General features: G+C 66.0%; 11 protein-coding genes. 7 read left to right on the top strand and 4 right to left on the bottom strand.

Annotation, left to right across the window (positions count from 1 at the left end):
* The 3 genes from IIB36_07875 to IIB36_07865 all read left to right on the top strand — a co-directional run.
* Positions 1–254, top strand: a 254-nt coding sequence (locus IIB36_07875; protein MCH7531676.1) for a tetratricopeptide repeat protein, incomplete at its 5' end; no start/stop codon positions are given.
* Positions 255–261: 7 nt separating this feature from the next.
* Entirely contained in the window at positions 262–975 is a 714-nt protein-coding gene (locus tag IIB36_07870) for a polysaccharide deacetylase family protein (protein MCH7531675.1), read from the top strand.
* On the top strand, positions 972–2,549 hold the full coding sequence (locus tag IIB36_07865; GenBank protein MCH7531674.1) for a hypothetical protein: 1,578 nt from the start codon (positions 972–974) through the stop codon (positions 2,547–2,549). The genes IIB36_07870 and IIB36_07865 overlap by 4 nt, the downstream gene beginning before the upstream one ends.
* Before the next feature lie 40 nt (positions 2,550–2,589).
* On the opposite strand, the gene IIB36_07860 is transcribed toward IIB36_07865, so the two are convergent.
* Complete coding sequence (locus tag IIB36_07860; protein ID MCH7531673.1) at positions 2,590–4,179, bottom strand: hypothetical protein; 1,590 nt, start codon at positions 4,177–4,179, stop codon at positions 2,590–2,592.
* A 151-nt stretch (positions 4,180–4,330) separates the two neighbouring features.
* Here IIB36_07860 and IIB36_07855 point away from each other — a divergent pair, with 151 nt between their 5' ends.
* Positions 4,331–5,455 carry a hypothetical protein gene (locus IIB36_07855; protein MCH7531672.1) on the top strand — a complete coding sequence of 375 codons (1,125 nt, stop codon included), beginning with the start codon at positions 4,331–4,333 and terminating at the stop codon, positions 5,453–5,455.
* Positions 5,456–5,465: 10 nt separating this feature from the next.
* Complete coding sequence (locus IIB36_07850) at positions 5,466–6,104, top strand: HAD-IB family hydrolase (protein ID MCH7531671.1); 639 nt, start codon at positions 5,466–5,468, stop codon at positions 6,102–6,104.
* A 333-nt stretch (positions 6,105–6,437) separates the two neighbouring features.
* On the opposite strand, the gene IIB36_07845 is transcribed toward IIB36_07850, so the two are convergent.
* Positions 6,438–7,385, bottom strand: a complete 948-nt coding sequence (locus tag IIB36_07845) for a flippase-like domain-containing protein (GenBank protein ID MCH7531670.1) — start codon at positions 7,383–7,385, stop codon at positions 6,438–6,440.
* On the bottom strand, positions 7,382–8,794 hold the full coding sequence (locus IIB36_07840) for a hypothetical protein (protein ID MCH7531669.1): 1,413 nt from the start codon (positions 8,792–8,794) through the stop codon (positions 7,382–7,384). Before IIB36_07840 ends, IIB36_07845 begins: the two co-directional genes overlap by 4 nt.
* A 335-nt stretch (positions 8,795–9,129) precedes the next feature.
* On the opposite strand from IIB36_07840, the gene IIB36_07835 reads away from it, so the two are divergent.
* Positions 9,130–10,722 (top strand): hypothetical protein, encoded by a 1,593-nt coding sequence (locus IIB36_07835; protein MCH7531668.1) that lies wholly within the window; start codon positions 9,130–9,132, stop codon positions 10,720–10,722.
* Here IIB36_07835 and IIB36_07830 read toward each other — a convergent pair.
* Positions 10,709–11,512, bottom strand: a complete 804-nt coding sequence (locus IIB36_07830) for a phosphatase PAP2 family protein (GenBank protein MCH7531667.1) — start codon at positions 11,510–11,512, stop codon at positions 10,709–10,711. The two genes, IIB36_07835 and IIB36_07830, sit on opposite strands and share 14 nt — an antisense overlap.
* Before the next feature lie 176 nt (positions 11,513–11,688).
* On the opposite strand from IIB36_07830, the gene IIB36_07825 reads away from it, so the two are divergent.
* Positions 11,689–12,816 (top strand): glycosyltransferase, encoded by a 1,128-nt coding sequence (locus IIB36_07825; GenBank protein MCH7531666.1) that lies wholly within the window; start codon positions 11,689–11,691, stop codon positions 12,814–12,816.
* Positions 12,817–12,827 lie beyond the last annotated feature (11 nt).

Here is a 12,827-nt window from a genome sequence, read left to right as displayed (position 1 = left end):
GCGGTGAAGCGCTGGCCCAGGCGAACTGGGACGACGCTGTCTACCATCACGAGCGCGCCGTGGCGATCGAGCCCACCGCCATCGCCTTCCGCGTCGGGTTCGCCAACACGCTCAAGCGGCGCGACCGAGTGCCCGAGGCCATCGAGCAGCTCCGCAGGGCGACGTCTCTACCCTTCCTGCATCCCGGCGACTCCGACTACCAGGGCCTGGCGCACAGATACCTCAACGAGCTCCTCGCCGAGGGGAACGGCTGACGGGACCGTGTCGGATGTCTGCCTGACAGTGGATCTGGAGCCCGACTGCCCGCCCTATCTGGACGGGTGGGTGGGCGTCGAGCGGGGGATGCCCCAGGTGCTGGACCTATTCGCCGCTAACGACCTGCTCGCGACGGTCTTCGCAACCGGAGAGACCGCGGAGCGCTACCCGGAGCTGATCCGCCGCATCGTCGACGCGGGTCACGAGCTCGGGTGCCACGCGCACACGCACCGCTCGTTCTCGGCGCTCGAGCCGGACGAGGCGGAGCGCGAGATCGCTCGCTCGGCCGCGCTGCTGCGTGCTTTCGCCCCGGTGACGTCGTTTCGCGCGCCCTACTTGGACTTTCCCGAGCGCTACATGACGTTCCTGGAGGCTCACGGGTTCACGATCGATGCGTCCCGCGGTCGGTACAAGCCCACACATTGGTTCCGTACCCCCGCCCGCAGCCCAATCCGACGGATTCCGGCATCCACGACGTCGTCGGTCCTGCGGGCACCCCCGGCGGTGCGCAACCTGCTGCTCGGACTCATGCGCACACCGGTCGTACTCTTCGTCCATCCCTGGGAGTTCGTGGACCAGTCCGAAGCGCCGATCCCGTGGGACTGTCGGTTCGGCACCGGCACGGCCGCGCTCGAGAGCCTCTCGAGCACGATCGAGTTTTTTGCCCGGCGTGGAGACCGTTTCGTGCGCATGACCGACCTCGAGGCGGTCGATCCATGAACTCGCGGCTATACCACGCTCGTGGGCTCGGATTGGCCGTGGCGCTCGTGGCAATGTACGTCGCGCTGGTGCCACTGCACACACAGGACGGGGCGAATCATCGACAGGTCGCGGTTCTCTTGGAGCGCCTCATCACCGCGGACACTCCCGATCCGGTGTATGAAGCGCACCTCGGTTTCCTGCGCACCAACGTGCTCTTTGCAGGAGGCTACGCGCTGGCCGCTGCGCGGGTCGGCATCCCGATCCAGCTCTACGAGAGGCTATTCGTCGGCGCGTTCCTGATTCTCCTGCTGGTGGGCTACCGCGGCTTCCTGGCCGAATGGGCTCCTCGCCACACGGGTCTGTGGGTGTGGATCCTTCCCATGACGACCCATGCGCTGTTCGTCACCGGCATGTACAACTTCTTGGCCGCGACGGCGCTCACATTCCCGGTGCTGATCTTGCTTCGGCGAGTCGCCGAGACGCCCTCGGCCAAGGTGCTCGCGGCGATGTCTGTCCTCGCTTGGCTGGCTTTCCTCGCCCATCCCTTCGCGTTCTTCGTGCTGCCCCTCGCCTGGCTCTGGTTGGCCGCCGGACGGCGGGAACGTCCCGACGCGTACATGTGGAGCGCCGGAGGAGTCCTGGCCGTGTTTCTCTTGATGGGATTCGCGCTGCCGATGGCGGCGGGTGCCTCACCCTCCAACCCATATGTATTCAAGCCCCCGCTCGAGCTCGTGGCCGGACTCGTCTACTACAATTTTTCGGGCTTCTCAGCGTGGGCTCTGTTCGCCGCCGTCCCGGCTCTGGTCGCCGCGGTGGCCATGGCATGGATGAGCTTCCGCGACGGAGAGCGACGAGGTCGGCTGCTCTGGCTCGCGCTGCTCTTGGCGTATTTCCTCTTCCCTAGCGAAGGGCACGGCGGTGCGCACTTGAACGAACGCTTTCTGCCTTTTCTTTGGGCGTTCCTTCCTCTCGGGCTTTCGGACTCGGCGCCGGGGCGCCGCTCCACGGCGCGTTGGATACGGGCGACGGCCGTCGCCTCCACTGTCCTCATGGCCTCTGCGCTGTGGGCCGGCATGAACCGTGTGGATCAGGAAGTGGACGACGCCGTCGCTGTGCTCACGGAGCTCCCGGACGAAGCGCGGCTATACCCGTTGGAATTCGATCCCAGCGGGCCGTCTTTGACTCACGGTCCGCTGCTGCATCTGTGGGCGAACCACCCCACCGACCGCACGGTCCACTCGCCCTTCTCGTTCACGTTCATGGGGCTCATGCCGGTCTCTCGGCGGATTCCGTCATCGGCCACGTATTTTCCAGCGACCGCGGAAAACCATGCACAGAGCCTCGCGGATGGTCGTCTCTGCCGACCCGGGGATCCTGTCTCGACCCCGGACTGTAGCCTCCTGGAGCGAGAAGGATGGAACACGCTCCTCAACGCCGCACGCTACTACGACTTCTGGTTCGTGCACGGTGCTCCCGCTCGCTGGCGGGAGATCATCGAGCACGTCCCCGGTCTGAGCCTCGTCGCCGAAGCGGGTCGTGCTTCCCTGTGGCGGTACGACAGGGACTTGGAGTTCACGCCCAGCCTTTGGTGAGACCGGTCCATCGCCGGCAGCCCGTGGATTGCCAGGCGACCTACTCGCGCCGCACCTCGTAGACCCTTCGCCGCCACTGGGAGATCGTCCACCGGTCGACGGCTTCGAGCCATGTGACGATGCGGGCAGTCCCGAACCCGAGCGGGCGGGCCATGCGCACGTACCCGGGTTCCGCCTCGTAAATCGACTCGAGAGCTACCGAGCCCGGTAAATCGGGAGGCGCGTCGTTACGGGTGACGAACAGGAGTCGGCTCGGCGGAGTCGCCGGCGGAACGAGCTCCGCCGGACGTCGATCCGGGTCGAGCGGGATCTCCACGATCGATGGATGTCGGTAGACGTTGGCCCGAAGGTCCCGCACTGCGTACGGATCCTCCAGCGCGTGGAGTACAAACACGGGTGCGCCCTCGGCCCGTTCGGAGACCTCCCAAAGCGTGCGGAAGTAGTGCCAATCGAATTCCTTGCCGCGATGGATCGCCGGGGTCACGAGCACCGCGAGCAGTAGGAGGTTCTGCGCGGCCAGCGGCCACACGATGACGCGCCTCCAGAGCCCCGCCGACAGGATACGGTCGAACGCGGAAGCCGAGTAGGCTACCAAGACCGGGACCGCGTAGAGGAGAGGGAACAGGAAACGGAGCTCCTTGTGGCCAATGAGCGAATGGCCGACGAAGAACGCCAAGGAGCACCAGACCCAAGGACTGCCGGGCCTCACGAAGACGGCCGATACGAGCAGAAGCGCCAGCGCCAGCCCCAACGGCGGAGCTGCCCAGAGCACGACCTGCACCGCGTAGAAATACCAAGGAGAAGTCCCAAAGGACGCCGCTTCGCCCTCCAGGAGGTTCGCTCGGAAGTAGGCCCACGGGGTGAAAAGCCACTCACCGTAGAACCACGAGTCGACAGCCACCGAGAGCAAGACGATGGCACCCGCGGTCGCGACCACCTGCGCTGTTCGTTTCCAGCCACCGGCCCCATCCTCTCGATCGCCCCGATGGAAAGCCAACCAGATGAGCAGCGGCACTATGGCGAACGCCATCTGAAAGCGGAACACGAATGCCAGGCCGAGGAGGACCCCGGCCCAGGTCGCGCGAAACGAGCCTTCCCGCCCGAGCAACGCGAGCGCCGCGAAGAACGCTAGGCCGGCGAGGTTCTCCGATGAGAAGCGCTGGTGGAACAGCGGGAGGAACCACAGGAAGAGGCTCGTGAGCCACAGAGCTCGACGCCCCGGCCGGTCCAACGATCGGGAGGTCGCGAGCGCGATCCACACGACGGTCGCCATCGAGAGCGCGAGCGTCCCCAGCTTCAGCATGAGCGCCCACAGGAACGGGCTGGTGAGGCCGACCGCACGCATGGACACCAGCGCGATGAGCGCGAGGGTGGGCTGGAGCGTGGGACGGATCCGGTCCTGGAACTCCCACGAAAGTTGGTCCATGGAGGCGAGACCCGCTCTGGCCCAGGCAGGCTCCAGAATCTGGAAGTGCTCGTCCGGATGCCAAGGATTGACTGCGAGCACCGCAACGACGAGATGGAGGGCAGCCGATACGCCGATCAACAGCGGTAGCGGCAAAGCGATGTCAGCAGCCTGACGCTCCAGGGCCACGCGCAGCCTGCTCCAGATCTCAGTGAGGCTCGCCATCGTGGGCCACATGCTACCGAACCCGCACGCCGGCGGGAAGGCATCGCGGGCTGCCGAGCGGCATTCACTCGAAACCGGCTTGCCTCACCCCATCCGCACGTCGATGATTCGGCGCTTTTCCCGTGACCGGTCTCTCCGTCGGAGCGCGCCGTTGACGCAGACACTCGACATCAGGCGGTGCCGCACGGCCCGTGATTGGCGCCTCTTCGAGCGAATTCCAGAACTTCTGCACGGAGACGATCCGGCGTTCGTACCGCCGATCCCGGGCGAGGTCGCCAAGCTCAGGGGGCGTGGCCACATCTTCCACCTCAGCGGCACCCTCCGCGCCTACGTCGCGTTCCGAGCAAGGACGCCGGTCGGGCGCGTCGCATCCATCGTGAACCGAACCCACAATGAGTTCCACGGCGATACCACGGGGTTTTTCGGGTTCTTCTCGTTCGCCGACGAGGACGTGGCGGGCCCGCTGCTCGAGCAAGTCCGCCAGGACCTGGCGGAGCAGGGCCGTGACCTGATCCGAGGCCCATTCAACCCGACGCAGAACGACGAGTGCGGACTTCAAGTCGAGGGATTCGGGAAGCGGCCGTACTTCGGCATGCCCTACAACCCGCCATGGTACGTGGACGTCTATGAGTCCCTCGGACTGGAGAAGGCTCGCGACCTCGTGGCGTACGACGTCGACCCCTCGCTCGAAAAGAGCTTCGACCACAGGCTGCGAGGGCTCGCCGAACGAGTGCGCGAGCGATTGGGCATTACGGTGCGACCTATAGACATGAAGAGGCAGCACGAAGAGGCTCAGCTGATCACCCGGCTCTTCAACGAGTGCCTCGCGGAGGAGTGGAACTTCATGCCGCTATCCGTGGAGATGGCCGAGGCTTTCGCCAAGGACCTCGCTGGACAGCTGGATCCCGAGGCCATACTCATCGCCGAGGCCAACGGAGAGCCCGCCGGGCTCTCCATCGCCCTACCGGACCTGAATGTGCTGCTCACCGAGCTCAAGCGTTTTCCGCGGTGGCTGAGGCTCATCCGGCTCCTGTGGCTCCTCAAGACGAGGAGATGCCAGGCGGCGCGGTGGGCCGTCTTCGGCATGCTTCCACAATACCGGAGGAAGGGAGGCACCCTCGTCCTCATCTACGAGGCCATCACGCGGGGAAAGCGGCGGTACTCCCGGGGAGAGATCTCCTGGACGCAGGACACGAACTCCGACATTGCGCGGCTCGTCGCCGAGCTAGGTGTCGTGCCCTACAAGCGGTATCGGATCTACGAGACTCGGGTGTAGCAGCCGGCAAGTGGCCCAGCCGGTGGTGGTCTTCGACCTGGATGGCACGCTCACGAAGAGGGACATCAGCGTCCCGTTCCTCCGCTTCACGGCAGGTGGTCCCTCGGCGTGGCTGGGTCTTCTGTGGGCGGGGACATGGGCGATACCCGATCTCGGCACGGCCTTTTTGGCCGAGCGCCGCGGGAACCAGCGCCGTGTGGGCAGCGTGCGCGGCCGATGGGAGGGGCTCCTCCACGAGCGGATGGTCGCCCGCACTCTCCGCGGGAAGCACCGGTCAGAGCTCGAAGCGGCTGCTGAGCGGTTCGCTCATTCGAAGCTGTGCAACGCTCTCCGGGCCAACGCGAGGGACCGACTGGATGAACACCTTCGTGAGGGTCATCGCCTCATCCTGGCCAGCGCTTCGCTGGCGATCTGCCTCGAACCTCTACGCGGGATCCTGGGCTTCGACGCCGTGCTGGGCACGCGCTTGGAGTTCCGGGACGGCGTGGCGACCGGCCGGTTCGAGGGTCTGCCCTGCTGGGGCGCCGAAAAGCTGCTGCGGGTTCGAGAGGTCATGCGACCCGGCGAGGAGATCCTCCACGCGTACGGCGACAGCCGCGGAGACCGGGCCGTACTCCGAGCAGCTCGGAACTCAACGCTCGTACGCTAGAAGGGTGATCGGAAAGGGGGGTGGGCCGCGCACATGGTGCTTGCGCGCGTTCAGGCAAGGAACGACGAGGAGTCGTAGCCTAGCGGGCACCGCCGCCGAAGGCGGTGGTCCGACGAGGAGAGACGATGGATCAACCGCGCAACCGCCATGTGCCCAGCACCGGGATGAAATGAACAGACGAGTCTGTGGGTTGCGGTGGCACGGCCCCATCTCCGTCGTTGGAGCTCCTCGGACCACCGCCTTCGGCGGCGGTGCCCGCGACGGCTATGCCTTCGAAGCTCCGCCTAGAATATGAGGCCGTGGCACCGCAACGCGGCCCGCCTCCCTTTCCGATCACCCTTCTAGACCTCTCCATATCCGCAGTGACTCTAGGGCTAAGCCCGTGCCCGCGAGTGGAAGCAGGTAGGCAACGTGGCTGAGAAGCGCCAGCGCCAGCGCGACGTCCGCATCGACGCCCGCCGCCCGGAACACCAGGAAGACGCTTCCTTCGTAGACACCGAGGTTCGCCGGAGTTATCGAAAACATGGTACTGAGGCTGACGGCGAGCAGAGCTCCCACCACATGCCACGGGAGCAGGTCCACGCCCAAGGCCAGCGCGATCGCCGCTATTCCCAAGGCCTCCGCGGTCTTCTTCGCGATCGCCAACGCCACTCCGAGGCCGAATGGCGCGGGGCGCCGGATTGCGTCGAGGCGGTGAACCGTTTGCGAAATGAAGCGGAGGACGGCGCGCATCCGACCACGAGCTTCTCCGGCAAGGCGGTCCAGAAAGTCTCTTCGTCGGGCCAGAGCGGCGAAGCCGAACGCCAGCGCCGGCGCACCGAGAATGATGGTCATACCCGCAGCGCGGTACTCGAAGTCCGGGACGATGGCGGCCGCCAAGATCAAGACGGTCCACTTCGCCAGCCCCTCGGCTATCTGGTCCAGGATGGTGAGCGAGACACCCCCGGCTGGCCCCAGCCCAGCCCGTGTGGCAAGCAGATGGATGCCCGTGGCGTGACCGGCTAGCAGAGGACCACCGTTGGAGACGGTGCTCGTGACCGCGACGATGGAGAACATGGTCCGCGGAGGAACGCGGGCTCCGGCGGGAACGAAGAGGAGCCACTCGGCGGTGGCGAAAAAAAGGATGGTCCCGTTCGCCAGAACCGCCGCGGCGAGCCAGCCGGGTTCCGCTCTCGCCGCGGCACCGAGAAGTCGGGGCCAATCCAGGCCGTTCGCCGCTACGGCCACGAGCGCGACGAGAGTCGCCCAACCGACGATCCACCGCCAGCGTCGTAGCTTCACCACCTCACCAGCCACCTCCCCGCCCCGACCGGTTCGACCGACGGAGCCGTTCGGAAGGCGGCCAGGAGGGCCGGATGCCACCGCTCCGCGTGAACGCCCCCGGCCGGCTCGCGTGGATCGAAGGGTAGCAGGACCAGAGGGTAAGCCCCGTTGCGCAGATCCGCTTCCAGTGGGGCCGGATCCCACAGTCCTCGGCTCGCCAAGGAGGACAGGATGAAGGGGTGGATCACCGATGCATGCCCGCACGCTCTGACGAGCCCGGCTTCTTCAGCCAGAACATCGCGTTGCCCTTCCAAGAGCGCGCACAGCTCCGGCAAGTCCTCCTCCACCTCCCGGAGCCGAGCGAGGTTGGTGGCCAGCGCCGCGCCCACACCGACGTTCGCGCCCACTACCTGAAGCGCCAGGAGCCATCGCCAAACAGCTGCTCGCCCCGCCCACAGGGGGTCGAAGAGCCTAGGCCCTACCCACATCACCGTGGCCAGGTGAAGGTCCAGGAAATACGCATAGGACGAGCCCAAACGGGCCGCAGAAAGAGACCAGAGCAGGGCTCCGCACCAGTACCAGAAGACGATGTCACCCAGGGAGCTCTGCTTATCCGCACGGGCCGTGCGGACGAGGAAGCCAAAGAGAATCGCCCAGGGCGCAAGGTGGCTCACGGCTTGGAGGCCGAGGTTGGCAAGGGAGAAAGTGCCCACCGTATAGATGAGCATGTGGCGCCAGGCCTCGAGCCCCCACAGCTGAGTGATCACTCCAGCCCCCACTATTCCGCTGGCAGCGAACGCCGCGACGGCCGCAGGAGCCATGGATCGCCTCCGTGACGCGACCCACGCCAGTGCAACCAACGCAGGAAAGAGCTGGGTCTGCTTTGCGAAGCAGGCGATCGCAAGCGCGACTCCGCCCAAGACCGCAGCCCACCGAGAGCTCCCCCGGTCCAACAGCGCGAATCCCGCCACCGTCCCCGCTGCCGCCCAGATCTCGAGGTGGAATCCCCCCAATCCGTACAGGATCGGGAAGCTCGCGCCCATGAGTCCAACGGTGCCCGCAAGCCGGGCACCGCGGACGCCGCGGGACCTGGCCCACGCACCTACGGCGACAACCAGCGCCAGCGCACCAAGAGCGTTGACGAGGCGTCCCGCGAGAAGCCCGGACATGCCCAGTAGCCCGAGTCCGCGGGCAAGGACAAACACCAACGGAGGGTAGTTGAGCACACGGTACGGAGCTTCAGGAGACAAGCCAGGGTAGAGAACGCCCGATGCCCGCCAGGACTCCAGATGATCTAGGAGCTCTCCCGAGGTGTAGTCGGGGTCGAGGGGAAGGGTGAGAAGCAGCCCAGACCAGACCACCGAGAGCGCGATGAACCAGCCCAACTGGCTCCAGCCCGCCAGAGCCGCCTTGCGTGCAAGTGGCAAAGTGATGCGACCAGGTCCTCTGAGTAGAAGCGCGCGCCTCAGGGCGATGTCGGCCAGAAAACGCGAGTCCTTCGGTCGAAGTGTCCGCTATTATTGATAGACGTCGTTTGCCCAACAACCCTCTGAGGGGCGTGCCACCGGTTGCTCCCTCCTTTGCCAGCACCCACCAGGTGACACCCTTCCGCCCCTTTGGTATGACTGGTACGACTGCTACGACGCTGTCGCCCCGCGGCGCCCGCGTCGCGTCAGTTCTCTTTCTGGTCTGCGCAGCGATTCTGGGGGAGGGATCAACGTCCCACGCTGCCGCCCAGGAGGGGGTATGCGCGCTGGGCGCAGTGAGCCGAATCGAGATCCGGAACAACTCCCTGTTCTCCCCCGAGGACATCCACGACCGCAGCTTCTCGTGGGCGCTGGGCTTCGCCGACTGGATGCACATCCGTACACGCCAGGGCTACTTACGCGACGAGCTGCTGCTGCGAGAGGGCGACTGCTACGATGCAGCGGTCGTAGATGAGTCGGCGCGTCTCATCCGGGAGCTGAACTTCATCGCGCGCGTGGAAGCAGGCGCCTACTTGGCCCCGGACTCCACCTGGGTAGTCCAGGTGGAGACCTGGGACGAGTGGAGCACACAGTTCAGCACCGATTTCGACGTGGAGGGACGATTTCAGTTCAAGGGAATCGCCCTCACAGAGAAGAACTTGGCTGGCCGCGGCCTCCGCCTCTCGTTCCGCTACCGGAACTTCCGCGAGCGGCGCGACAAAGGCCTCACGCTCTCCACTGAGAGGTTCTTGGACACGCGAGCCAACGCCTCGATTGCGGGCGGTTCCACGAGGACCGGCAACTTCTTCCGAGAGGAGCTGTCGTACCCGTTCGTAGGTGAGTCGTCGCGCTTCTCCTTGGAAAGTCGCTTCGGGTTCGAAGACCGGGAGCACTCCTATCTCACCGGGGACCACTCGCAGATCTCCCACGTCTTGCTACCGCTCGAGGACTTCGACGGGCTCCTACGGCTGGGTCGCAGGTATGGCGTGCCCGGCGCACTAACCCTGGTGGCGGGCGAGATGGAGTTCCTTCACCGAGAAGTGTCTGGTCCGGCCAGGCAGGTTTGGCAAGGAGACTTCGGCGACGCGGTCACCGCTGCCGATTCCCTCGTGGCACGTCTGGCCCCGCAGGATAATCCCGATTCGTGGCTGCGCGTCGGCGCGACTGTGGGCATCCGGCGCCTTCGCTTCACCACCGCCAGGGGGCTCGATCGCATCACCGGCGAGCAAAACGTCGCGTTGGGAAGCGAGGCGAACCTCACGGTGGGCCGGGCGGTGACGACATGGGGCACCTCGCGCCCGTACAGCTACGGTCGATTGGAGGGCTTCCTCAGCGGTGCCCGTGGTCCTGTCCTCGCGGTTACCACCGTACTGGCCGAAGGCCGCTACCGCAGTGCACAAAACGGAGAGTCGCCGTGGCGGGACCTGTCGCTTCGCGGCCACGCGCTCGCCTATGTCCAGCCTGGAAGTGCGGCCGTCCACACCTTCGTGACGGGCACGCACTTCTGGGTTCACGGCAATGTAGACCAGCCTCACCAGCTCGCTCTGGGAGGGGAGGAGGGCGTCCGCAGCTATCGGGATGACGAGGTCCCCACGGGTAGCGCCGTGGTGGCCTTTGCCGAACACAGGGTCAATCTCCCGTGGTTTCGCCCAGCCATGGACCTGGGGCTCACCGTGTTCGGCGACCTCGGCCGCGGCTGGGCGAACAACGTTCCCTTCGCAATCGACACGGGCTGGCGGGTGGCATTGGGAGGCGGAATCCGGCTGGGCTTCCCGGCTGGGACACGATCCGTGACGCACATCGAGGTGGCGTGGCCCGTTGGCGGGCCCGAGAAGGGACGCGGGCCCGTGTTCCGTACGTACTTCGCTCCGACCTTCACTTCCCGGTAGGACCCGTGCTACGTGCGCCGTGGAGTTTCAGCGCGAACCAAGCGCTCGCCAACCCCACCAATGCACCCGCTGCCATGTCCACGGCATAGTGGAAGCCGCCGTACACGGCTCCCACCCCCACACCCAGCATGGCCAAGGTCAAGAGCACGCCCATCTTGGGCTGGAGGCGGAGGGCGAGCACAGCCTGCGCGGCCATGAGGGCCATGTGCGCGCTCGGGAATGCGGCCCCAGTCGATGATCCGTTCTCGAGGATCAGGAGGGTCAGGCGCCGCATGGGCCCGTCGGGCACGCCCTCCGGGGGACCGAAATAGCGGGGGCCTTGAACGGGAAAAACGGCGAACACCAGGTAGCAGACGACAGAAGCGATGAGGATACCCAGTGCGGTGGTCGTGGCTTCCCGAAGCCGACCCCGCACAGCCAGCACGATGGGCGGCACGTAGATCGCCGGGTAGTAGCTGAGATAGGCGAGGTGGAGGGGCTCGCTCAACCAGAGCCACGAGAACCGCCCAGCCAGCTCTCGCGACGGGTCGAAGCCCGTGAGCGTGCGCTCCCATGCCAGAACCAGGGGATCCCGGTATCCCGAGGCCAAGGCTTGGTTCAGCCACGGCACCTCGGCGTAGGCGACAGGGATCGCCACCAGCGCTAACGCCAGAGTTACCCACTGGTCCGGATCTCTCCGGCTGGCCCACCAGAGCGCGCCGCCGCCAGCCGCCAGGTGAACCGGGACGATGGGCCAACCGCTGACCGCACCCCCGCTCAAGAGCCCGCCAAGAAGCAGGGGGAAGGTCACGGCCAGATAGAGTCCGAGGACCCCGAGTGGATGGCGAACCAGGGATCTCAACAGGGCACGGAGCGAAATGCGGAGGGGGGGTCGGTGAATCCTATGGAGGATGCGTTGGGAATTCCACTGCTGGTGGGGTCTAGTTGGGCCGTTGCTGCACCCTCGGACTCATTCCAGCTTTGGGGATGCGAATCGCCCTCGTCACCGACTGGTTCTACCCAAGAGTGGGAGGCATCGAGAAGCACGTGCTCTCGCTGGCCCACCGCTTACGTGAACGTGGCCACGACGCCAGAGTGATCACGCCTTGGCCCGGCCCCGAGGACGTGAGCGGGGTCCCAGTGGAACGGATCCCCGTTCGACTCGTGCCGGGGCTCGGCGTTTCTCTGAACCCGTGGCGACTGGCGCACGGTATCCGTCGCGTACTCGAGGTCGGCGAGTACGATGTGATCCATAGCCACCTGAGTTTCGGCTCCACGGCGAGCATGGTCGCGACGTATCTCGGCTCGCGTGCGTCCATCCCGGTGCTGACGACGTTGCACTCGATTTACCGCCGGCTCGGTTGGGTGTATGTCATGGCCCAGCCGATGCTGCGTTGGCGACAGTGGTCGTTTCACGCCACGGCCGTCAGCGAGGCGGTAGCCGAGGACTTGCGCTGGATGGCTCCCGGGCGCCCGATCGACGTACTTCAGAACGCCGTCGATCCCCATGAATGGATTCGACAGCGGGGAACGCCTGAGCCGGGACGGCTCAGGCTGGTCACAGCGGCGCGCCTCCAGCGCCGGAAGCGAGTGGATGCGCTGCTCACGATCTTAGCCAGACTTCGTGAAGAGGTCGGGCCGGCGATCGAGGTCACACTGGAGATCATCGGGGACGGTCCGGACCGCAGAAAGCTCGAGAGGCTATGCAAACGGCTGGCGCTTGGTGATTCAGTCCACTTCCTGGGCACCGGCACCGCTGAGGACGTCCGCGCGCTCTTGTCCCGAGCCGATATCTTTGCCAATGCCTGCGTGCTGGAGTCCTTCGGCATCGCTGCTCTAGAGGCCCTGAGCTGCGGGATCCCGGTCGTGGCCCGCTCGGAAGGTGGTGTGAGGTCGTTTATCGAGGATGGGGAAAATGGTGCCCTGGTGGCATCGGACTCGGAGATGCTTACCGCGCTGGTAGAGCTGGCTACAAACCCAGAGAGGCTCGGTCGGCTCCGAGCCGGTGCCTCTGCCGGGGTCCCGGCAGCCTACTCGTGGGACACGTTGTTGGACCGGCACCTGGAGCTCTATCGGGAGCTCGTGGGCCCCATGCCAGCAGTTCCTCACGGCTGATGATGCCGCCG

The sequence above is a fragment of the Gemmatimonadota bacterium genome (genome assembly GCA_022560615.1).
Classification (GTDB): Bacteria; Gemmatimonadota; Gemmatimonadetes; order Longimicrobiales; family Gaopeijiaceae; genus UBA1138.
This window is presented reverse-complemented; position numbering and strand designations above follow the sequence as displayed.

Coding starts and splice junctions, on each gene's coding strand:
- IIB36_07860 (MCH7531673.1), bottom strand. CDS start 4,179: ATGGCGAGCCTCACTGAGATCTGGAGCAGGCTGCGCGTGGCCCTGGAG.
- IIB36_07825 (MCH7531666.1), top strand. CDS start 11,689: ATGCGAATCGCCCTCGTCACCGACTGGTTCTACCCAAGAGTGGGAGGC.
- IIB36_07865 (MCH7531674.1), top strand. CDS start 972: ATGAACTCGCGGCTATACCACGCTCGTGGGCTCGGATTGGCCGTGGCG.